This is a genomic window from Pseudomonas sp. 9AZ (genome assembly GCF_902506525.1).
GTDB classification, from domain to species: Bacteria; Pseudomonadota; Gammaproteobacteria; order Pseudomonadales; family Pseudomonadaceae; genus Aquipseudomonas; species Aquipseudomonas peli.
This window is the reverse complement of the sequence record NZ_LR733840.1, coordinates 83,351-101,205: the sequence shown is the minus strand read 5'-3', so window position 1 is coordinate 101,205 and position 17,855 is coordinate 83,351. Positions and strand designations below refer to the sequence as shown.

19 protein-coding genes are annotated in these 17,855 nt (G+C 61.6%); 13 read left to right on the top strand and 6 right to left on the bottom strand.

Annotated features, from left to right (window positions below; genetic code table 11):
- Positions 1-224: 224 nt before the first annotated feature.
- Positions 225-794: a GNAT family N-acetyltransferase gene (locus tag ALTER154_RS00545; protein ID WP_090247839.1), complete on the top strand. Its 570-nt coding sequence runs from the start codon at positions 225-227 to the stop codon at positions 792-794.
- A 3-nt stretch (positions 795-797) separates the two neighbouring features.
- Positions 798-1,631, top strand: a complete 834-nt coding sequence (locus ALTER154_RS00540; protein WP_160084821.1) for an AraC family transcriptional regulator — start codon at positions 798-800, stop codon at positions 1,629-1,631.
- Here the strand turns inward: ALTER154_RS00540 and ALTER154_RS00535 are convergent.
- Together ALTER154_RS00535 and ALTER154_RS00530 are read right to left on the bottom strand one after the other, a co-directional pair.
- Complete coding sequence (locus tag ALTER154_RS00535; protein ID WP_160084820.1) at positions 1,628-2,419, bottom strand: hypothetical protein; 792 nt, start codon at positions 2,417-2,419, stop codon at positions 1,628-1,630. The genes ALTER154_RS00540 and ALTER154_RS00535 overlap by 4 nt on opposite strands.
- A 64-nt stretch (positions 2,420-2,483) precedes the next feature.
- Positions 2,484-3,479 carry a S9 family peptidase gene (locus ALTER154_RS00530; protein WP_160084819.1) on the bottom strand — a complete coding sequence of 332 codons (996 nt, stop codon included), beginning with the start codon at positions 3,477-3,479 and terminating at the stop codon, positions 2,484-2,486.
- A gap of 162 nt (positions 3,480-3,641) precedes the next feature.
- Between ALTER154_RS00530 and aroC the strand changes: the two genes are divergently transcribed.
- The 5 genes from aroC (at position 3,642) to ALTER154_RS00505 (ending at position 7,374) form a co-directional block, all read left to right on the top strand.
- Entirely contained in the window at positions 3,642-4,733 is a 1,092-nt protein-coding gene (gene aroC, locus ALTER154_RS00525) for a chorismate synthase (protein WP_160084818.1), read from the top strand.
- Between the two features lie 58 nt (positions 4,734-4,791).
- Complete coding sequence (locus ALTER154_RS00520; RefSeq protein ID WP_160084817.1) at positions 4,792-5,943, top strand: MFS transporter; 1,152 nt, start codon at positions 4,792-4,794, stop codon at positions 5,941-5,943.
- 58 nt (positions 5,944-6,001) lie between these two features.
- Complete coding sequence (locus ALTER154_RS00515) at positions 6,002-6,550, top strand: acireductone dioxygenase (protein WP_160084816.1); 549 nt, start codon at positions 6,002-6,004, stop codon at positions 6,548-6,550.
- Between the two features lie 75 nt (positions 6,551-6,625).
- The gene (locus ALTER154_RS00510) at positions 6,626-6,817 is read left to right on the top strand and encodes a PLDc N-terminal domain-containing protein (RefSeq protein ID WP_090247827.1); all 192 of its coding nucleotides are present in this window, start codon (positions 6,626-6,628) and stop codon (positions 6,815-6,817) included.
- A 2-nt stretch (positions 6,818-6,819) separates the two neighbouring features.
- Positions 6,820-7,374: a histidine phosphatase family protein gene (locus tag ALTER154_RS00505; protein WP_160084815.1), complete on the top strand. Its 555-nt coding sequence runs from the start codon at positions 6,820-6,822 to the stop codon at positions 7,372-7,374.
- 1 nt (position 7,375) lies between these two features.
- Here the strand turns inward: ALTER154_RS00505 and ALTER154_RS00500 are convergent, their stop codons facing one another.
- The 4 genes from ALTER154_RS00500 to ALTER154_RS00485 all read right to left on the bottom strand — a co-directional run bounded on the left by ALTER154_RS00500 (position 7,376) and on the right by ALTER154_RS00485 (position 11,455).
- The gene (locus tag ALTER154_RS00500; RefSeq protein ID WP_160084814.1) at positions 7,376-7,873 is read right to left on the bottom strand and encodes a methylated-DNA--[protein]-cysteine S-methyltransferase; all 498 of its coding nucleotides are present in this window, start codon (positions 7,871-7,873) and stop codon (positions 7,376-7,378) included.
- A gap of 4 nt (positions 7,874-7,877) precedes the next feature.
- Positions 7,878-8,762, bottom strand: a complete 885-nt coding sequence (locus ALTER154_RS00495; protein WP_160084813.1) for a DNA-3-methyladenine glycosylase — start codon at positions 8,760-8,762, stop codon at positions 7,878-7,880.
- A 98-nt stretch (positions 8,763-8,860) separates the two neighbouring features.
- Positions 8,861-9,400: a methyl-accepting chemotaxis protein gene (locus ALTER154_RS21155; protein ID WP_372239940.1), complete on the bottom strand. Its 540-nt coding sequence runs from the start codon at positions 9,398-9,400 to the stop codon at positions 8,861-8,863.
- Positions 9,401-10,432: 1,032 nt separating this feature from the next.
- Positions 10,433-11,455: an AraC family transcriptional regulator gene (locus tag ALTER154_RS00485; protein WP_160084812.1), complete on the bottom strand. Its 1,023-nt coding sequence runs from the start codon at positions 11,453-11,455 to the stop codon at positions 10,433-10,435.
- A 119-nt stretch (positions 11,456-11,574) separates the two neighbouring features.
- Here ALTER154_RS00485 and ALTER154_RS00480 point away from each other — a divergent pair, with 119 nt between their 5' ends.
- The 6 genes from ALTER154_RS00480 (at position 11,575) to ALTER154_RS00455 (ending at position 17,855) form a co-directional block, all read left to right on the top strand.
- Entirely contained in the window at positions 11,575-13,050 is a 1,476-nt protein-coding gene (locus tag ALTER154_RS00480) for an NAD(P)/FAD-dependent oxidoreductase (RefSeq protein ID WP_160084811.1), read from the top strand.
- Positions 13,034-13,963 (top strand): alpha/beta hydrolase, encoded by a 930-nt coding sequence (locus ALTER154_RS00475; protein WP_160084810.1) that lies wholly within the window; start codon positions 13,034-13,036, stop codon positions 13,961-13,963. The genes ALTER154_RS00480 and ALTER154_RS00475 overlap by 17 nt, the downstream gene beginning before the upstream one ends.
- A complete protein-coding gene (locus ALTER154_RS00470; RefSeq protein WP_160084809.1) occupies positions 13,964-14,725 on the top strand; it encodes an SDR family oxidoreductase in 762 nt (253 codons plus the stop codon). It begins immediately after the preceding gene.
- A 315-nt stretch (positions 14,726-15,040) separates the two neighbouring features.
- The gene (locus ALTER154_RS00465) at positions 15,041-15,376 is read left to right on the top strand and encodes a ribonuclease E inhibitor RraB (RefSeq protein WP_108490342.1); all 336 of its coding nucleotides are present in this window, start codon (positions 15,041-15,043) and stop codon (positions 15,374-15,376) included.
- A 111-nt stretch (positions 15,377-15,487) separates the two neighbouring features.
- The gene (locus tag ALTER154_RS00460; RefSeq protein ID WP_160084808.1) at positions 15,488-16,195 is read left to right on the top strand and encodes a type 1 glutamine amidotransferase; all 708 of its coding nucleotides are present in this window, start codon (positions 15,488-15,490) and stop codon (positions 16,193-16,195) included.
- Between the two features lie 250 nt (positions 16,196-16,445).
- Complete coding sequence (locus ALTER154_RS00455; protein WP_160084807.1) at positions 16,446-17,855, top strand: circularly permuted type 2 ATP-grasp protein; 1,410 nt, start codon at positions 16,446-16,448, stop codon at positions 17,853-17,855.

The following is a 17,855-nucleotide window of genomic DNA, read 5'->3' as shown; positions in this document are numbered from 1 at the left end:
CTATAGGGGGCTGCCGGGGTCTTACCTGGCAGCGCAGCGGCTGCCCAGAGCCTACCGCATCAGCGTCGACGGCAGATGATGGGTGTCAGTCTCGCAGCAAAGTCGCGATGCGTCAGGCACGACCAAGGTCGCACTGGTGTAGAACCTGTTGCTGTTGTGGATTGTGCACACGTGTTGGCCCTGTTAGCGTGTCGCGCCTGCGACTCTGTCCGAGGAGGGACCCTATGTTCAAGCCGCAACTGATTACCCTGCAACGTGGTGGTTTGCGCATCGAGCCAATGGTCGATGCCGATATCCCGGCTTTGATCAGCCTGGCCGAAGCCAATCGCCAAGAATTGATCTACATGAGTGGCAGCCTGCGATTGGACTGGTACCGCCTAGGGCTGCTTGATCAGCGCGAAGGGCGGGCCTTGCCCTTTGTGATTCGCCTGGGCGACCAGCTGGTGGGCACTACCCGTTTCGGCGACTTTATGAACAGCTTGCCCGCCGCGGAGATTGGCTGGACCTGGCTGGATCGCAGCCAGCACGGCACGGGCCTCAATACCACTATCAAGTATCTGATGCTCAAGCACGCTTTTGAGCACTGGGGGCTGGTCCGCGTTCAGCTAAAAACCGCTGCGAGCAACCTACGCGCTCAACGTGCCATCGAAAAGCTCGGCGCGCAGCGCGAAGGTCTGCTGCGAAACCATCGCCGCCTGGCCGACGGGCGTTTGGACGACAGCGTGTTGTACAGCATCACGGATCACGACTGGCCGGCGATCAAGCAGCAGCTGGAGGCGCGTTTCAGCGGTTGACTCATGGCGCAGGCACACAGCGAGCAGACACGGTTCTGGCAATCACGCGAGTTGGGCGGGGTAGAGCTGTTGCAGGCGCATTATGTTGAGCAGCGCTTTTCCCCGCATGTGCATGAAGGGTTTGTCTTCACCGTTATTGAACATGGTGCGCAGCGCTTTCGTCATCGCGGCAGCGATCATCTGGCGCCGGCCGGCAGCATGGTGCTGATCAACCCGGACGAGCTGCATACCGGCTCCAAAGCTCATGATCTGGGTTGGCATTACCGCGGTTTTTACCCGGACAATACGCAGGTATGCGGCGTGCTCGCGGAGCTGGAATGGGGTCAAAAGGGCATGCCGTCATTCGCGCTCAGCGTGCTGCATGATCCACAGCTGCATCACCAGTTCGTCACCTTGCATCAATTACTGGACAGCCAGGCGTCGGCGCTGCAGCTGCAAACTGCCTGGCGTGAGGCGATTCTGCTGCTGTTTCAGCGCCATGCGCATCTGCCTGAGGTCCTGGCACCAGGCCATGAGCCGCATGCGGTCAGCCGCGCCAAAGAATTACTCAGCAGCCAGCTGGCGTCGCCTCCTTCATTGGAGGAACTGGCGCAGGTGGTGGGCTTGTCGCCATTTCATTTCGCACGCGTATTCCGCCGCGCCACCGGCCTGCCGCCGCATAGCTGGCTGATGCAGCGCCGCCTGGAACAGGCTCGGGCGTTATTAAGGAATGGCTGTGCGCCGCTGAGTGTGGCGATGCAGCTGGGGTTTGCCGACCAGAGCCATCTGAGTCGGCAGTTCAAACAGGCCTATGGCGTGGCGCCAGGGCAGTATCGCCAGGCCCGCGCCATCCGTTAGCGCGTGGCAATCCAGATCAGCAACCCCGCCTGAAACACGCAGAAGGCCACCAGGCAGGTAATGGTGAAGCGCAGACCGTTGTCTTCGCGTTTGAAAACCTCAATGCGCTCTTCCAGTTTGCGTACTTTCACTTCCTGCTCGCGCAGGCTCTGGTCAGCCTGCTGCAGCATGCTGGCGGCGTCCAGCAACTCGACGATCTGCACTTTTTCCGTATGCCAGTCGCCATGCAGTGAGCTGACCCGTGGTGCGACGCAATGCGCCTTGATATTCAGTGGGTCAAGGTACTCGACGACAAAGCCCTGGGCCTGCAGGCAGTGGTCGCGACGCGTACGGGCTTCTTCACTGAAGGCGTCCTTGCTGGGCAGTATGGTGTTGGCCACTTGATAGTGGGCGAAGTGCTGACGCGCCCAGCTAATCCCCTGGGCCAGCATAAAGCGCCCTAAACCTCGGTTTTCCGGCTGCACCTGCAGTGCGCTGTCGGGGCCGAAACTGAGCAGGCGTTGTTCGTGATCGGCCCAGACTTCGAGAATATTCTGCTCCTTACGCACCCGCTGACCGGGGAGCTGCAAGCTTAAACGCAGCAAACTGTGTTGCTTGCCCAGCCGCTCGACGCGGCCGAACTGGATAAAGCGCAAGGGGCGTGCGCCAGTGTGGCGGTCGGTGGGCAAGGCGGTCAGGCGCAAGAGGCGAAAGTGCTCGGGCGCAAGATCGGCCCACGGGTGGGCTTGCTCGACGACATCCTGCGAAGCGGCGTCGGTATCGTTCTGTGGTTCTGGGTTGTCAGTCATACACGGCGATCCTGTGCGCGACATCTTCAGGTGTCGTCTGATGCGCTTATCGGCCGCCGCTCGGCTAACTGGAGGCTGGCTTTTTGCCGCTGCGCTGGATGAACTGGGCGATCTGCTCGCCCAGCCCCTGTGCCAACGGTAGCCGAGGATTGTCATAGCTGGCCAGTTGCGCCGGTAAATCCAGCGCGCTGATGCGCAGCAGATGGTTCATCCCGGGGATGATCAGCAACTCGGCATCAGGCTTGGCCGCCTGCAAGGCATGGGCATCGGCGACACTGACCTGAATGTCGTGGCTGCCTTGTACGATCAGCGCCGGAATCTGCAGGCGGGCAAAGGCTTGACCGGGGTTCTGCCGCAGCAGCGAAATCAAATAGGGCTGCACACTGGGGCGAAACAGCACCTGCAGGTCTTTGGGCACTTGCGGGGTGAGTTGCCCGGCCAATAGGCGGTCAAGCAGGTGATTGCTCTGCGCCATGAGATGTGGGGGCAAGCGAGCGGCGAGTTGCTCACGTAATAACTGATCAATCGGCCGCGAGCTGCCGGCAATCGCCACCAGGGCATCGGCCTGGGCCTGTTCGGCCGCCAAGCTGGCAATCAGCGCACCTTCGCTGTGGCCGATGAGAATCAGTCGGTCAAACGCCGGATCAGTCCTGAGCAGCTGTGCCCAGCCCACGGCATCGCTGACATACCCCTCGACACTGAGGTTGCGTTCATCTGGGGTGGCGGCGCGGCTCGCGGCTACACCGCGTTTGTCATAGCGCAGGCTGGCGATGCCCTGTTTGGCCAGACTTTGCGCCAGGCGCTTGAGGCTGTCGCTCTGGCCGCCTTCGGGGTTGTTGCCGTCACGGTCGGTGGGGCCTGAGCCGGCAATCAGCAACGCCACGGCCACCGGCTTGCTGTTGCTGGGCTTGAGCAGCGTGCCATGCAGCGTACCTTGACCGGTCTGCAGGCGCATGGGTTGCTGCACGCTGCTGTGTGCGGTGGTGGTGTGGGCGGCGTTGGGCGCGGCATTTAGCAGGGCGCTGCAGAAAAGAAGGGGCAACAGAAGAGCTCGGGTCATGGAAAGGAACTGCCGGGGGTGAGCATCTTGGACGTTTATCTGCCCTGAAGGTTCGAGGATGATCTGCGCGGACGCCACGGGTATACTCGCCGCCTTTATCCAAATGAGGCTTTGCGCCGGCTGGCGTAGCCTCGGAGCTGATTTTCGCGGAGCGTTTTGCACATGTCCGGCAATACCTACGGCAAGCTGTTCACTGTCACCACCGCCGGCGAAAGCCATGGCCCAGCGTTGGTCGCCATTGTCGATGGCTGTCCGCCGGGGGTGGAGATTAGCCTGGAAGACCTGCAGCGCGATCTTGATCGGCGCAAACCAGGCACCAGCCGTCATACCACCCAGCGCCAGGAAGCCGATGAGGTGGAAATCCTTGCCGGTGTGTTCGAGGGCAAGACCACCGGTTGCTCGATTGGCCTGCTGATCCGCAATACCGACCAGAAGTCCAAAGACTACTCGGCGATCAAGGACTCCTTCCGCCCGGCCCACGCCGATTACACCTATCACCACAAGTACGGCGTGCGTGACTACCGCGGTGGTGGCCGCAGTTCGGCGCGCGAGACCGCCATGCGTGTGGCCGCCGGGGCCATTGCCAAGAAATACCTGGCGACTCAGGGCATCGTGATTCGCGGCTACATGAGCCAGCTCGGCCCGATTGAAATTCCGTTCAAGACCTGGGACAGCGTCGAACAGAACGCCTTCTTCAGCCCCGATCCGGACAAAGTGCCGGAGCTGGAAGCCTATATGGACCAGCTGCGCCGTGATCAGGATTCGGTTGGGGCGAAGATCACCGTGGTTGCCGAGGGCGTGATGCCCGGCCTGGGCGAGCCGATTTTCGACCGCCTGGACGCCGAACTGGCCCATGCGCTGATGAGCATCAACGCGGTCAAGGGCGTGGAAATCGGTGCGGGTTTCGCCAGCGTGGCGCAGCGCGGCACCGAGCACCGTGACGAGATGACGCCTGAAGGTTTCCTCTCGAACAATGCCGGTGGCATTCTCGGCGGGCTTTCCAGCGGCCAGCCGATTGTTGCGCACCTGGCGCTCAAACCGACCTCGAGCATCACCACGCCGGGGCGCTCGATCGATGTTCACGGCAACCCGGTGGATATCATCACCAAGGGCCGTCACGACCCGTGCGTGGGCATCCGCGCTACACCAATCGCTGAGGCGATGATGGCCATCGTGCTGATGGACCACCTGCTGCGCCATCGCGCGCAGAATGCCGATGTGCGGGTCAGCACGCCGGTGCTGCCACAGCTGTGATCAACGCTGCTGCGCGGCCACGTGCGCTCCGCAGCACGCTACCGGGTTTGTGCCCAGCATGAGCCCGGTTTTGCCGTACTGGCGTCTGTCCGGTTTCTACTTCTTCTATTTCTCGCTGCTCGGCGCCACCGCGCCCTTTCTCGCGCTGTATTTCGATCACCTGGGGTTTTCCGCTGCGCGGATCGGTGAGCTGATCGCCATTCCCATGCTGATGCGCTGCATTGCGCCGAATATCTGGGGTTGGCTGGGCGATCACACGGGCCAGCGCTTGGCTATTGTGCGCTTTGGTGCGCTGTGCACGCTGCTGTGCTTTGCCGGCATCTTTATCAGCCAGAGCTACGCCTGGCTGGCGCTGATCATGGCGCTGCATGCGTTCTTCTGGCACGCGGTGCTGCCGCAGTTTGAAGTCATCACCTTTGCCCATCTCAAAGAGCAGGCGGCGCGCTACAGCCAGATCCGTCTTTGGGGCAGCATCGGCTTTATCGTCGCAGTGGTGGGCCTCGGCAAGCTGTTCGAGTTGCTCAGCCTGGATGCCTATCCCTGGGCGCTGATTCTGATCATGAGCGGCATCGTCTTGAGCAGTTGGTGGGTGCCTAATGCACAGCCGCAGTTGCGCCCCAACACCCTGGAGCAGGGCGGCTTTCTCCAGCAACTACGGCGGCCGGGGATTCTCGCCTTCTACCTCAGCGCCGGGCTGATGCAGTTGAGCAATGGCCCGTACTACACCTTTCTCAGTTTGCACCTGGAAGCACTAGGCTATTCGCGCGGGGTGATCGGCCAGCTGTGGGCGCTGGGCGTATTGGCCGAAATCGTGCTGTTTATGGTCATGGCCCGGTTGCTGGCGCGCTATTCCCTGCGTACCGTGCTGCTGGCGAGCTTTCTGATTACTGCCGTGCGCTGGCTGTTGCTGGGTAATCTGGCTGGGCATTTGCCGGTGCTGCTGTTCGCTCAGCTGATGCATGCGGCGACTTTTGGCAGTTTCCATGCGGCGGCCATGCATTTTGTTCAGCGTAGCTTTGCCGATCGCCAACAGGGGCAAGGCCAAGCCTTGTATGCCGCGCTGGCGGGCGTGGGCGGCGCATTGGGCGCGTTGTATTCGGGCTATAGCTGGCACAGCCTCGGTGCGGCCTGGACCTTTGCCATCGCCAGCCTGATTGCCCTGGCGGCTGCGGTGATTACCGCGCGCTATATGCGCGATGAGCGTCCTTGAACCTTTAGCTGTTGAATTGAACCGCTGACTTGAAACCGACTGTACGAGAGCCTTGAGCATGAGCAGCCTGACCGTCTACCACCAGTCTTCGCCCGAGTACCCGAACAAGCTGCTGACTCACGCCGAGGACATCGCCAGCACTCTGGCTGCTGTTGGCGTGCAATTCAGTCAGGTGCCGGTTCAGCAGGCGGTCACGGCCGGTATAGCCAGTGATGAGCTGCTGGCGGCCAGTCGCGTACAGGTCGACCAGCTGATGACCGCGTATGGCTACGCCACTGCCGAGGTGCTGAGCCTGTGTGATGAGCGTGGTGAGGGCAGTGAGCTGGCCCGCCGCCTGCGCGCAGAGCAATCTTGTCAGCCGGCCCACCTGCATTACTACCTGGCCGGGCGTGGCCTGCTGGCGCTGCATATCGGCGAGTACGTCTACAGCCTGTTGTGCGAGAAGGGTGATCTGCTGCTGTTGCCCGCCACTACGGCGCATTGGTTCGATGGCGGCGAGCATCCACGGTTTGCCGTGCTGCGTCTGTTTGACAGCGCCAAGGTGCCTGATTTTGTGCCTGTCGCGGGTGAGTTTGCCGCCGCCTTTGCGGGGCTGGATGACTGCTGATAGGTAAAGCGGCTGAACTCTTCTGGCCAGCGTCTATCCTACTTAAGCGATCCCTTCGCATAGGAGCAACACCATATGGGTTCAATGTTCAACGGTTTACTGGGTCTGGTCATTCTGGCGCTGGATATCTGGGCGATTCTCAGCGTCATCAAAAGCAACGCCGAAACGGGCATCAAGGTGTTGTGGATCTTGCTAATCGTACTGTTGCCGGTGATCGGTCTGATCATTTGGGCGCTGTTGGGGCCTCGCGGTACGGTCAAGTTCTAGTTATGCGGCGGGCCGGCGTGTGGTGGTTGGCGCTTTGCCTGTTGAGTGGCGCGGTTCAGGCCAGCGATAAGCACGCCTGGGTTGCGCTGCGTGAAGGCCGCGCCGTACTGCTGTTGCGCCATGCCACAGCGCCCGGTACGGGTGATCCGGCGAATTTCCAGCTGAATGATTGCCGCACCCAGCGCAACCTCAATCAAGTTGGCCGTGAGCAGGCGCAGCGCTGGGGACAGTTGTTGCGTAGTCAGTGGATCGAGCCGCGTCTGCTCAGCAGCCGCTGGTGCCGCGCTCAGGATACGGCCCGCGAAATGGGCTTGGGCGCAGTCGAAGCGCTGCCCGCCTTGGATTCATTCTTTCAAACACCCAACACCGCCCGTGAGCAAACCGCCGCGCTGATCGAGCAGATCAATGCACAACCGCGTGGTGCGCCGTTGGTGCTGGTCTCCCATCAGGTCAATATCACCGCGCTGACCGGCATCTACCCGGCGTCTGGCGAGGGTCTGATTCTGGCGTTGCCGCTAGAGGCTCCGGCGCGCGTGCTGGCGCGGGTTCAGCCCTAGGCTAAATGCTCAGCAAGCGCTGTTCCGGCAGCTGCGCCCCTTCGAGCTTAAGCAAAAGCGCCTTGCGCGGCAGGCCGCCGGCATAACCGGTCAGGCTGCCGTCACGACCGATTACACGATGGCAGGGAATGATGACGGCAATCGGGTTGGCGCCATTGGCTGCGCCGACGGCGCGCACCGCCTTGGGCCGCGCGATCTCGGCGGCGAGGGCGCTGTAGCAGCTGGTTTGGCCAAACGGGATGGTCTGCAACGCTTGCCAAACGGCTTGCTGAAACACCGTGCCTTGCGGCGCCAGGTGCACTTCGAAGCGCTGTCTACGCCCGGCGAAATACTCATCCAGCTGTCTGCACACTTCATCCAGTTCATTGGCGGCGCTACGCCAGCGTTCGCCGATATGCCAGGGCTTGTCATCGATATCCATCAGCAGTTGTTGCAGGCCGGTTTCGTCAGCGGCCAATAGCAGGCGGCCAATTGGGCTGTCGTGGTAGCGGTAGAACATCGCTTCAACCCTCCGAGTAGTTGTGCCACAGGTGTGCCGCGGCATAAGCGCGCCAAGGTCGCCAGGCTTCGGCGCGGGCCTTGAGCTGTTTGGCGTCGATGCCTTCCTGCCCCCACACCGGCGCCTTGAGCAGGCCCAGGTCGCTGGCGGGAAATGCATCGACCTCGCCAAAGGCGCGCAGGGCAATGTATTCCGCCGTCCACGGGCCGATGCCGGGTAGGGCACACAGCTGCTCGACAAAGGCTGTGTAGCCGTTTTGCAAATCCAGACGCAGTGCCCCGCTGGCCACCTGCCCAGCGAAGTGCTGCAAGGTCTGCACGCGTTTGCCGGGCATGCCAATGCCGTCCAGATTGGCGTCAGCAATGGCTGCGGCTGTGGGGAACAGCCGTTGAATATCGGTCGCATCGGCAAACTGCAGTGATTCACCCAGACGCGTAACCAGGCGGCCGGTAATGGTCACTGCCGCCTTGACCGTAACCTGCTGACCCACAATGGCGCGCACGGCCTGCTCGAACGGCTCGAAAGCAGTCGGCAGGCGTAAGCCGGGATTTCGCGCAACCAGCGGGCCGAGCTGCGTATCGTTAGCAAAGTGCGCGCTGATCTGCTGCGGCTGGCAGTCCAGATCAAACATTTTGCGCACCCGCGCAGTAAGCGTCGCCAGACAGGTCTGCAGCGATTCGCTGTAGTGCAGCTGCAGCGCGTGCTGATCAGCCAGGGGTTGCACGCGGAACCAACCAGGTTGGTCCTCCAGTAGCACGCTGCGCGCGTAACTGTGCGGTTGCAAGCTTTCCACCCCAGCCAGGGCACGGAGGGCAAAGTGCGCGTGGAATTGTTGCCACTGCCAGGGCGGTTGATAGCTCAGAAGCAGAGTGTGGGGTGATTGGTTCATGGCCGAACAATAACCGCCGTTCGGCTGGCTGTCAGCGCAGAACTGACTTTCAAACTGGCGTTTACCCTCTCCCTGGCTTGGGAGAGGGTGCGTGCTAGCTAAGCGCTGGCCACGCGCTGATGCAACTGATGCGACAGCTGCTCCAGCTGTTGGCCCAGGTGCACCAGCGACTCCTGAGCATCCAGCAGTTCGGCGCTGGCGGCGCGTTGGCGTTGGCTGGCGTCACGTTGCGCGGCGCTGTTGTCGCGCACGTGCAACAGTTGCTGGTGCGCCTGGGTAAGTGCCTGGCTGTGTTGCAGGATTGAGCTGGAGAGGTTGTCAGTCAGCCCGGCGTTGCTGCTCAGCGCGCTGCCTACCTCACTGACCTGCATCGCCCCGGTGTCGATGATCTGCTGCGACTGGCCCAGCACGCTCTGTACGGTGTCGGCAGTTTCATTGCTGCGCTGTGAGAGGTTACGCACTTCATCGGCCACCACCGCAAAGCCGCGGCCATGCTCACCGGCGCGGGCGGCTTCGATGGCGGCGTTAAGCGCCAGCAGGTTGGTTTGCTGGGCGATGGCGCTGATCATCTGCATGGATTCGGCGATGCGCTGGTTGCTCTGCTGAATGGCCTGCATGCTGGCTTGCGCATCTTCCATGCGCTGTGCGCAGACATTCACCTGGCTGCTGCTGTGCTGGGTGTCCTGGCTGAGCTGCTGCATATGGCCGGTGCTAGCGGCGAGGCTGTCGAGCACTTCATGCAGCGCCAGATCCAGCTGGTGCATGGCATCGGCCTGCTGTTGCACATCGGTATCGATGCTCTGGCAGCGCTGGCGGATACCACCGAGGGTCTGTTGCAGCTTGCCGGCCATCTGTAGCAAATCGCTGGCGGTGCTGCGCACGTCATCGACGATGCCGCCGAGTTGATCCTGATTACGCGCGGCGCGCTGACCGAACTCGCGGGATTCATTGAGCGCCTGTTCGGCATCGGCCAGGGCCTGATTACGCAGTTGTGCGCTGTACCACTGCGCCAACCAGACGGTCAGTACGGGCAGTATGTAGCCCGAGTAGGTGTTCACCGCCGCATCACGCGGGCTCAGTTCGAACACCGGCAGGCTGGCGCCACTGCGTTCCAGGCGGATCAGCCAGAACACGAACAGCACCTGAACCAGGCTCCAGACCATGGCGCTGCGGGTGCCGGCCAGCAGGTAGGCGAAGACGATAATCACCGCCGGCCAGTAGATATGCGCCGAATGCAGGCCGCCCAGCTGGTAGATCAGCAGCATCGAGTAACTGGCCATGCTGGCCAGCGCCATATTGGCTGGCACAGCCAGCGGCAGCAAGGCGCTGCGCAGTACCAGCAGCATCAGCGGCATGCCGAGCACCAGCAGCAACGAGCCATACATCAATGCATCGTTGCCCAGGCGGCCCCACTTGATACAGCTGTACAGGCCAATGACCATGCTGCACAGGGCACTGAAGGCGAGGGTACGGGCCAACAGGATGCTGGCCTGGTCGGTCAAATCATGTGGCAGGAACTGCCCAAGGAAACCCTGTCGCATGAAAACTCCAGTCAGTAGGTTGTTCAGCAGTATCGGCGCAAATGGCCGCCGGCTTTAGGGTGGAAAGTGCCAATTTGGCGGATGAAATAGCAAAGTGCCATCTGCACCGACGACTTGTCAGTCGTATTTTCAGGCCAGCGTTTGACGATACTGCCCAGGCGTGAGGCCTTTCCAGCGTTTGAAGGCATGCAGGAAATTCGACACCTCGCTGTAGCCCAGGCGTTCGGCAATCTCCTCCTGGCTCAGGCTGGCGATGGCCAGCAATTCCTCGGCCAGGGCCTGGCGCACTTCTTCCTGTAACTGGCGAAAGCTGCTGCCTTGCTCTTCCAAACGGCGACGCAGGGTACGGCTGCTGATGTTCAGTTCGCAGGCGATGACTTCCATGTCCGCCAGCCGTCCCGGTGTGCTCAGCAGGCGATCACGAATCTGTCCGGCCAGGCCGCTGCGCACCTGACGTTTGGCCAGCAGGGCCTGGCATTGCTGCTCGCAGAGCTGAGCGCTGTGCGGATTGGCGCGGGGCAGTGGCAGATCAAGCAGGTGACGGGAAAAGCTGATGCGGTTCTCTGCGCAGGCAAACTCCGGCAGCAGGCCGAATTGCTCGATAAAGCGTGCAGTGTCAGCCGGCGCCGGCATGCTCAGTTGTACGCGATCCAGTGGCATGCGGTTGCCGGTCAGTTCGCGCTGAATCACCATCACCGCCACGGTGTCGCGCAGCAGGAGAAAGTCGCGCACCTGATCTGGCAAATGGCTGCCGTCCAGCTGCAGATGCGCCTGGTCGGCGTCTTCACGCAAGCTGATGCGGTTAAAGGCAAAGGTCAGGTCCAAGTAGCGCAGTCCGAGGTCGGCAGCCTGGCGGAAGCTCTGACTGCTGAGCAGGGCGTAACCCCAGATGCCATAGGTGGTCAGTTGATAGCGCAAACCGGCTTGCAGGCCGAGGTCATCCCGGCCAGGCAGGGCCTCGATCAGGTTGCGGATCAGCTGCAGCTCCTGCGCACCTTCGATTTCACTGTGCAGCTCGGCCAGTTGCAGGGGGCTGAGTCCGGTGTCGCGCAGGCAGTGTTCGACACTCAAACCATGGTCGAGGCCCAGCTGGGTCAGCAGTTGCACACTGGTGATGCTGCGTCGTGGCAGGCTGTAGGGAAGAGCCGACATGCAGTTATCCGCTGATTTGTCCGAAAGTCACAACCGATTGGCCGACTATGCCATAACCTCTCACGTGCCGTGCAAGTAGCATCTTGGTATCCGCACTGTTTGCGGTTGGGGATATAAAAATGCACAACACTTCCCAGAACCAGGCCCCGTTGCGCGTGCTGATTATCGGCAGCGGCTTTGGCGGCCTGGGCATTGCCATCCAGTTACAGAAGGCCGGGATCGAAGATTTTCTGATCCTGGAGAAGGCTGCAGAAGTCGGCGGCACCTGGCGTGACAACAGCTACCCGGGGGCGGCCTGCGATGTGCCGTCGCATCTTTATTCTTTTTCCTTCGAGCCGAAAACCGACTGGAGCCGCAAATTCGCGCCCCAGGCGGAAATCCATGGCTACATGCTGCACTGCGTGGCCAAGTATCAGCTGCGGCCGCGTATTCGTTGCAATGCCGAAGTGGCGTCTGCCGCTTTCGATGCGGCCGCAGCGCTGTGGCGGGTAACCCTGAGCTCTGGCGAAGAGCTCTGCGCCGAGGTGCTTATTAGCGCCTGCGGCCAGCTCAATCAGCCGGCCTATCCAGCGTTGCCTGGAATTGAGCAGTTCGCCGGGGAGGCCTTTCACTCGGCGCGCTGGCGGCATGACCTGGACCTGACCGGCAAGCGCGTGGCGGTGATCGGCACCGGCGCCTCGGCGATCCAGTTTGTTCCGCAAATCCAGCCCAAGGTCGAGCTGCTGCAGCTGTTTCAGCGCTCGCCGGCCTATGTGCTGGCCAAGCCGGACCGCGCCTATCGGCCGTGGGAACTAGCGGTAATGCGCCGGCTGCCCTGGCTGCAACGCATCGACCGCGGCCTCAAGTACCTGCAACACGAGGTTCGCGGCCTAGCGTTTATCAGCATGCCGTGGCTGATGAAGCTGTTTCGCTTCAGCTTCGAACGGCACCTTAATCAGCACATCAGTGATCCGCAGCTGCGCACCCAGCTGCAGCCGAATTACCCCATGGGCTGCAAGCGCATCCTGATCAGCAATGACTACTTCCCGGCCCTGGCGCAGCCCAATGTGGCGGTGATCAGCGAGGCGATCAGCCGCGTCGGCGAGCGCGCCATCATCACCGCCGATGGCCGCGAGCACCCGTGCGATGTACTGATCTACGGCACCGGATTTGCTGCCACGGATTTTCTCGCGCCGATGCAAATTCGCGGGCTCGACAGGCAGGAGCTGAACCAGGCCTGGCGCGACGGCGCCGAAGCCTACAAGGGCATCAGCGTCAGCGGTTTTCCCAATCTGTTTATTCTTTACGGGCCGAATACCAACCTGGGGCATAACTCGATCATTTATATGCTCGAAAGTCAGTTCCGCTATGTGCTCGGCTGCATCGATTTGCTGCGCCAGCAAGGCGTCCGTTATGTCGACGTAAAAGCCGCAGTACAGCAGCGCTACAACCAGCAGATTCAGGCCAGCTCACATCGAACGATATGGGAGCAGGGCTGCTCAAGCTGGTACAAAACCGCCTCCGGCAAAAGCACCAATAACTGGCCGGGCTATACCTTCACTTACCGCCAGCAGACCCGCGCACCGGAGCTTGATGACTATGAATGCACCCGTTGAATTCACCGCGCCGGCGGCCGATCAGGCACTGCTGCGCAGCGTTTTGCGTACCAGCCTGCGCCTGCTGTTCCGTGGTCTGGTACGCCCACCCATGCCGATTGCCGGACAGCGCGCGGTGCTGCGCCTGCTGACAGCCGCCAGCCCGGCGCCGAGTGGCGTTACCCGTAGCGCCGGCACCTTGGGCGGGCGATCCTGTGAGTGGCATAAACCACAGAGTAGTCGCGGCACGGTGCTGCTTTACCTGCACGGCGGTGCATACCTGATCGGCGGGGCGAATACCCACCGCACGATCTGCTCGACCCTGGCCAAACGCGGACAGATGGATGTGTGCGCGCTGGATTACCGCCTGGCACCTGAGCATCAGTACCCAGCCGCCCGTGACGATGCGTTGGCCGCGTTTCAGGAGCTGTTGAAGCTAGGTTATACGCCCGAGCAAATCGTGATTGGCGGCGATTCGGCCGGTGGCAACTTGGCGCTGATTACCAGTTTGCGTTTGCGTGATCTGGATCTGCCGCAACCGGCAGCGTTGGTGTGCTTCTCTCCGGTCACTGACTTTACCGGTACGCAGCTGCACGAGCCGCCAGCCGGTGACCCGCTCATCCACCGCAAATGGGTGGAGCAGGCGCTGGCGCTGTATTGCCCGGCAGGCTTGGCGCATGACGACCCTGGCTTGTCGCCGCAGTTTGCCGATCTGCATGGCCTGGCCCCTGTATTGATTCAGGTTGGTGAAGACGAAATTTTGCGTAACGACAGCCTGCGTTTTGCCGACAAGGCCCAGGCGGCGGGTGTGGATGTGCGCCTGCAGCGTTATCCGAACCTGTGGCACGTGTTTCAGGCCCACGCGGGCATGCTCAAGGCCGCCGATTTTGCCCTGGCTGAAGTGGTGAGTTTTCTGCGTGAGCGGGGCTGCTGAGTGAACAATATTCTGATTACCGGCGCCGCGTCAGGGATCGGCGCCGCCACCGCCAGGTTGTTTCATCAACACGGCTGGCAGGTTGGGTTGCTGGATATCAATCACCAGGCGCTGACTCAGTTGGCCGGTGAGTTGGGTAACGTCTGGCATGCCGAGCTGGATGTGGCCGACCCGGCGGCAGTCAAGGTCGCCCTGGCGGACTTCTGCGCTCTGCATGGCGGTCAGTTGCGCCTGCTGTTCAACAGCGCGGGGATTCTGCGGTGCGGGCACTTCGAGGACATCGAGTTGAGCGAGCATGCGCGCATTCTGCAGATCAACGTGCAGGGGCTGCTAAATATGACCCACGCGGCCTTTCCTTATCTGAAAGCCACGCCCGACGCCCAGGTGATCAATATGGGCTCGGCCTCCGGGCTCTATGGCGTACCGCATCTGGCCAGCTATTCGGCCTCCAAGTTCGCCGTGCGCGGGCTGACCGAGGCGCTGGACCTGGAGTGGGCCAAGCACGGTATCCGCGTCGGTGACCTGATGCCGCCGTTTGTCAGCACGCCGATGCTTAACAACCAACGCTTCCAGGCCCCGGTATTGCGCCGTCTGGGCGTCAATCTGGAGGCTGAAGCCGTGGCTCATGCTGCTTTGGCGCAAAGCCATAGTCGTGCAGTACACCGGCCGATCAGCCGACAATTCAAGCTGCTGTACTGGTCCGGCCAGCTGACGCCCGCCTGGCTGACCCGGCGCATCATGGCTTGGCTTAGTCGCGACTGATGGATTGCTTGTGTGGCTGAAACAACTTTCGCTGGGCAAATGCGCGCTGATGGGACTAGTCTGCAACTAACGCTTCTGACTTGTTCGCTCTGAACAAGCCTGCGTTGACCAGCCCTGGTTTCAGGTCTGGCTTATGACATATCAAGCAGCATATCGCTTGATTCTCGGGCGGCACTGCAATCGGTGCCGCAACACCGCTGAGGCTCTGGCGGTAGCAATGGGAAAGCGTTTACCAGGTCGTAGCACTGCAGTATCGACACCTAGTTGGTTCTTTAGCGTCCTGTAAATTTGTCCATCGCCTGAGGAGGTCACTTCATGAGCACAGCCTTGCACGATGATGTCAGTAACGGGGTTTTACGGCGGATGAAGGAGGGTGGCTTCGACTTTGCCAGCTTCCATCCCATCGAGTTCTACGCCCTTTTCCCTGATGAGGAGCGGGCCCGCATGGCCACCCGCAAATTTCGAGGTGAGTCTTTACACGCCCTGGTGACCGAGCGTGATGACGGTGTCTGGCACCTGCAAGTCAGTAAAGTAATGTTCGCGACATACCACGGCATCGATGACTTCGAGCATGACCTGGAGTCAGTCGTGGCGCCGCTTGGCGGCAAACTGGATGGGTGGGGTGTTACCCAGGAGGTAAGGCAGCCCTGAAGTCTGCACACGGGCCGGCCATAAGCTGGCCCGTGTCATTTCTACCTCGCCGACGCGCGCCCAGCCAATCGCCCCTCGACCCCAGCCCGTGCTTTGCTTCAGACTTGGCGCATGACTGACATCCTGATTCTTACCCATATCGATTACTGCCCGCCGGCCCACCTGGGCAAGGTGCTTGAGCAGGCTGGCCACCCCTATACCGTGTTACGCGCTGACCTCGGTGAGCTGGAAGGCATTGATCTGGACCGACCCAAGGCCGTGGCCATCATGGGCGGACCAATGAGCGTCAATGATCAGCTGCCCTGGCTGGCCACCGAGGTCGCCGCGCTGCAGCACTTTATCCGCCGCGATATTCCGCTGATCGGCCACTGCCTGGGCGGCCAGCTGTTGGCCAAGGCCCTAGGCGCGGACATCAGCCGCATGCCTTACACCGAAAGTGGCTGGCAGCAGCTGACCCGTCTGGACCAGGCGGCGCCCAGCCCCTGGTTACAGCATGTGCCTGAGCAGTTCCAGATCTTCCAGTGGCATGGCGACAGCTTTGCTATTCCCGAGGGTGCACAGCCTTTGCTCAGTAGCCCCTGGTGCAGCAACCAGGCATTTGCCTGGGGCGATAAAGTCTTGGCCCTGCAAGGCCACCCGGAAATGGACGAAGCCCTGGTCCGCCAGTGGCTCGGCGACTGGCATCACCTGCTGGATGAAAGCCAACCCAGCCAGCAGAGCAGGGCGCAGATGCTCGACCAACTGCCCGCCAAAATTGCCGAGCTAAACCGCGTAGCAGAAGGCTTCTATCGCCACTGGCTGCAACTGGCCGGGTTCTGATGCTCGGCTAGGGTGGATGACGCTTTCCCATCCACCAGTGGTTGCCGTGCGGTGGATAAAAAGAGCGTTATCCACCCTAAGGACTGGCCGCCTTAAAATGGCGCGCGCTGCGACCTGGCGGTCACCATTGCGCCCTGGCTTGGTGCGTTGCTTGTGTCGTAAATACTCAAGTTACTGATTTAAAACATTTTTATTGTATGGCGCGAGCCTTGCAAAGCTGTCTCCATGTCCGGGTGACAAGGAGTACGGCATGGTCCGCACCTTTTATGACGAGATGTACGACGCGAGTGGCGCTGTCCGCCCGCACTACCAAGCATTTGCCCGCTGGTTAGCGGATACGCCGGATGAACTGCTGGCCCAGCGCCGCCGGGAAGCCGACCTGCTGTTCCACCGCGCGGGTATCACCTTCACCCTGTATGGCGACGACCAGGGCACCGAGCGGTTGATCCCGTTCGACATCATCCCGCGCAGCATCCCTGCCAGCGAATGGCGCATCGTCGAACGCGGCTGCATCCAGCGCGTGCAGGCGCTGAACATGTTCCTCGCCGACCTCTACCACGACCAGCGCATCATAAAGGCCGGCATCGTGCCCGCCGAGCAGGTGCTGGCCAACGAGGGTTACCAGATCGCCATGCAGGGCCTCAACCTGCACCGCGACCTCTACGCCCATATCGCCGGGGTTGATCTGGTGCGCGATGGCGACGGCAGCTACTACGTGCTGGAAGACAACCTGCGCACCCCGAGCGGCGTCAGCTACATGCTCGAAGACCGCAAGATGATGATGCGCCTGTTCCCCGAGCTGTTCGCCGCCCAGCGCGTGGCGCCGATCGATCACTACCCGAACCTGCTGCTCGACACGCTGAAGTCCTCCAGCCCGCTGGATAACCCCAACGTCGTGGTGCTGACGCCGGGGCGCTTCAACAGCGCCTATTTCGAACACGCCTTCCTCTCCCGCGAAATGGGTGTGGAGTTGGTAGAAGGTGCAGATCTGTTTGTGCGCGACGACAAGCTGTTTATGCGCACCACCGCCGGGGCCAAGCAGGTGGACGTGGTCTACCGCCGTCTCGATGATGCCTTCCTCGACCCGCTGGCCTTCAACCCGGACTCCATGCTCGGTGTGCCGGGCCTGCTGGCCTGTTACCGCAGCGGCAACGTGGTGCTGGCCAACGCCATTGGCACCGGGGTGGCGGACGATAAATCCATCTATCCCTATGTCGACGACATGATCCGCTTCTACCTCAGCGAAGAGCCGATCCTGAAAAACGTACCGACTTTTCAGTGCCGCAAGCCGGCCGAGTTGTCCCACGTGCTGGCCAACCTGGAACACCTGGTGGTCAAGGAAACCCAGGGCTCCGGCGGCTACGGCATGCTGGTCGGCCCGGCAGCCACCAAGGCCGAAATCGAAGACTTCCGCGCCCGGCTGATTGCCCGTCCCGAGGCCTATATCGCCCAACCGACCCTGTGCCTATCGACCTGCCCGACCTTTGTTGAACGCGGTATCGCGCCTCGGCATATCGACCTGCGGCCATTCGTTCTATCCGGCAAGGAAACCCGCATCGTCCCCGGCGGCCTGACCCGCGTCGCGCTGCGCGAAGGCTCGTTGGTGGTCAACTCGTCCCAGGGTGGCGGCACCAAAGACACCTGGGTGGTGGAGGACTAA

What these genes read in the sequence shown, in the direction of transcription:
- ALTER154_RS00545 (WP_090247839.1), top strand. Translation starts at nt 225, where the DNA reads ATGTTCAAGCCGCAACTGATTACCCTGCAACGTGGTGGTTTGCGCATC.
- ALTER154_RS00540 (WP_160084821.1), top strand. Translation starts at nt 798, where the DNA reads ATGGCGCAGGCACACAGCGAGCAGACACGGTTCTGGCAATCACGCGAG.
- ALTER154_RS00535 (WP_160084820.1), bottom strand. Translation starts at nt 2,419, where the DNA reads ATGACTGACAACCCAGAACCACAGAACGATACCGACGCCGCTTCGCAG.
- ALTER154_RS00530 (WP_160084819.1), bottom strand. Translation starts at nt 3,479, where the DNA reads ATGACCCGAGCTCTTCTGTTGCCCCTTCTTTTCTGCAGCGCCCTGCTA.
- aroC (WP_160084818.1), top strand. Translation starts at nt 3,642, where the DNA reads ATGTCCGGCAATACCTACGGCAAGCTGTTCACTGTCACCACCGCCGGC.
- ALTER154_RS00520 (WP_160084817.1), top strand. Translation starts at nt 4,792, where the DNA reads ATGAGCCCGGTTTTGCCGTACTGGCGTCTGTCCGGTTTCTACTTCTTC.
- ALTER154_RS00515 (WP_160084816.1), top strand. Translation starts at nt 6,002, where the DNA reads ATGAGCAGCCTGACCGTCTACCACCAGTCTTCGCCCGAGTACCCGAAC.
- ALTER154_RS00510 (WP_090247827.1), top strand. Translation starts at nt 6,626, where the DNA reads ATGGGTTCAATGTTCAACGGTTTACTGGGTCTGGTCATTCTGGCGCTG.
- ALTER154_RS00505 (WP_160084815.1), top strand. Translation starts at nt 6,820, where the DNA reads ATGCGGCGGGCCGGCGTGTGGTGGTTGGCGCTTTGCCTGTTGAGTGGC.
- ALTER154_RS00500 (WP_160084814.1), bottom strand. Translation starts at nt 7,873, where the DNA reads ATGTTCTACCGCTACCACGACAGCCCAATTGGCCGCCTGCTATTGGCC.
- ALTER154_RS00495 (WP_160084813.1), bottom strand. Translation starts at nt 8,762, where the DNA reads ATGAACCAATCACCCCACACTCTGCTTCTGAGCTATCAACCGCCCTGG.
- ALTER154_RS21155 (WP_372239940.1), bottom strand. Translation starts at nt 9,400, where the DNA reads ATGGAAGATGCGCAAGCCAGCATGCAGGCCATTCAGCAGAGCAACCAG.
- ALTER154_RS00485 (WP_160084812.1), bottom strand. Translation starts at nt 11,455, where the DNA reads ATGTCGGCTCTTCCCTACAGCCTGCCACGACGCAGCATCACCAGTGTG.
- ALTER154_RS00480 (WP_160084811.1), top strand. Translation starts at nt 11,575, where the DNA reads ATGCACAACACTTCCCAGAACCAGGCCCCGTTGCGCGTGCTGATTATC.
- ALTER154_RS00475 (WP_160084810.1), top strand. Translation starts at nt 13,034, where the DNA reads ATGAATGCACCCGTTGAATTCACCGCGCCGGCGGCCGATCAGGCACTG.
- ALTER154_RS00465 (WP_108490342.1), top strand. Translation starts at nt 15,041, where the DNA reads ATGAGCACAGCCTTGCACGATGATGTCAGTAACGGGGTTTTACGGCGG.
- ALTER154_RS00460 (WP_160084808.1), top strand. Translation starts at nt 15,488, where the DNA reads ATGACTGACATCCTGATTCTTACCCATATCGATTACTGCCCGCCGGCC.
- ALTER154_RS00455 (WP_160084807.1), top strand. Translation starts at nt 16,446, where the DNA reads ATGGTCCGCACCTTTTATGACGAGATGTACGACGCGAGTGGCGCTGTC.